Below are 1,839 nucleotides of genomic sequence, written 5' to 3' on the forward strand. Positions count from 1 at the left end.
TCGTCTCTTAAACTGTATAAACCATCAATCTGTGTGGACACTCATCAGTGTAATCTTCGTATAAGGAGGTGATCCAGCGCCAGGTTCCCCTAGCGCTACCTTGTTACGACTTCACCCCAGTCATGAACCACAAAGTGGTGAGCGTCCTCCCCGAAAGGTTAAACTACCCACTTCTTTTGCAGCCCACTCCCATGGTGTGACGGGCGGTGTGTACAAGGCCCGGGAACGTATTCACCGTAGCATTCTGATCTACGATTACTAGCGATTCCGACTTCATGGAGTCGAGTTGCAGACTCCAATCCGGACTACGACGCACTTTTTGGGATTCGCTCACTATCGCTAGCTTGCTGCCCTCTGTATGCGCCATTGTAGCACGTGTGTAGCCCTACTCGTAAGGGCCATGATGACTTGACGTCGTCCCCACCTTCCTCCGGTTTATCACCGGCAGTCTCCCTGGAGTTCCCGACATGACTCGCTGGCAAACAAGGATAAGGGTTGCGCTCGTTGCGGGACTTAACCCAACATTTCACAACACGAGCTGACGACAGCCATGCAGCACCTGTCTCAGAGTTCCCGAAGGCACACCTGCGTCTCCGCTGGCTTCTCTGGATGTCAAGAGTAGGTAAGGTTCTTCGCGTTGCATCGAATTAAACCACATGCTCCACCGCTTGTGCGGGCCCCCGTCAATTCATTTGAGTTTTAATCTTGCGACCGTACTCCCCAGGCGGTCTACTTAACGCGTTAGCTCCGAAAGCCACGGCTCAAGGCCACAACCTCCAAGTAGACATCGTTTACGGCGTGGACTACCAGGGTATCTAATCCTGTTTGCTCCCCACGCTTTCGCATCTGAGTGTCAGTATCTGTCCAGGGGGCCGCCTTCGCCACCGGTATTCCTTCAGATCTCTACGCATTTCACCGCTACACCTGAAATTCTACCCCCCTCTACAGTACTCTAGTGAACCAGTTTCAAATGCGGTTCCGAGGTTGAGCCCCGGGCTTTCACATCTGACTTAATCCACCACCTGCATGCGCTTTACGCCCAGTAATTCCGATTAACGCTCGCACCCTCCGTATTACCGCGGCTGCTGGCACGGAGTTAGCCGGTGCTTCTTCTGTCGCTAACGTCAAATGATGCTGCTATTAACAACACCACCTTCCTCACGACTGAAAGTACTTTACAACCCGAAGGCCTTCTTCATACACGCGGCATGGCTGCATCAGGCTTGCGCCCATTGTGCAATATTCCCCACTGCTGCCTCCCGTAGGAGTCTGGACCGTGTCTCAGTTCCAGTGTGGCTGATCATCCTCTCAGACCAGCTAGGGATCGTCGCCTTGGTGAGCCATTACCTCACCAACTAGCTAATCCCACCTAGGCATATCCTGACGCGAGAGGCCCGAAGGTCCCCCTCTTTGGCCCGTAGGCATCATGCGGTATTAGCCATCGTTTCCAATGGTTATCCCCCACATCAGGGCAATTTCCTAGGCATTACTCACCCGTCCGCCGCTCGCCACCCAAGGAACAAGTTCCTCTGTGCTGCCGCTCGACTTGCATGTGTTAGGCCTGCCGCCAGCGTTCAATCTGAGCCATGATCAAACTCTTCAATTAAAGTTTTGTTGGTCCTAAGACCGGCTCAATGAATACTGACTTCAAAACTGCTCTTACTCGAAAGTAAGACGTAATTTTAAAGCTATTGTTGTTCCAACAGAACAACAATGAATTGACTGTGCCAAAATCAAGTAAACTTGATTCTGATTGGTCACTCAGTTCATTGATAAATCTTTTTTGATTATCATCAACGAGTGCCCACACAGATTGATAGGTTTATATTGTTAAAGAGC

1 rRNA gene is annotated in these 1,839 nt (G+C 51.2%); it reads right to left on the minus strand.

Annotated elements, in window-relative coordinates:
* Nucleotides 1–61 precede the first annotated feature (61 nt).
* Nucleotides 62–1,606: ribosomal RNA gene (locus AACQ17_RS05650) — 16S ribosomal RNA — on the minus strand.
* Between the last annotated feature and the right edge of the window lie 233 nt (nt 1,607–1,839).

This window comes from Vibrio sp. V10_P2A27P122 (assembly GCF_963874335.1).
In the GTDB taxonomy this organism is placed as follows: domain Bacteria; phylum Pseudomonadota; class Gammaproteobacteria; order Enterobacterales; family Vibrionaceae; genus Vibrio; species Vibrio anguillarum.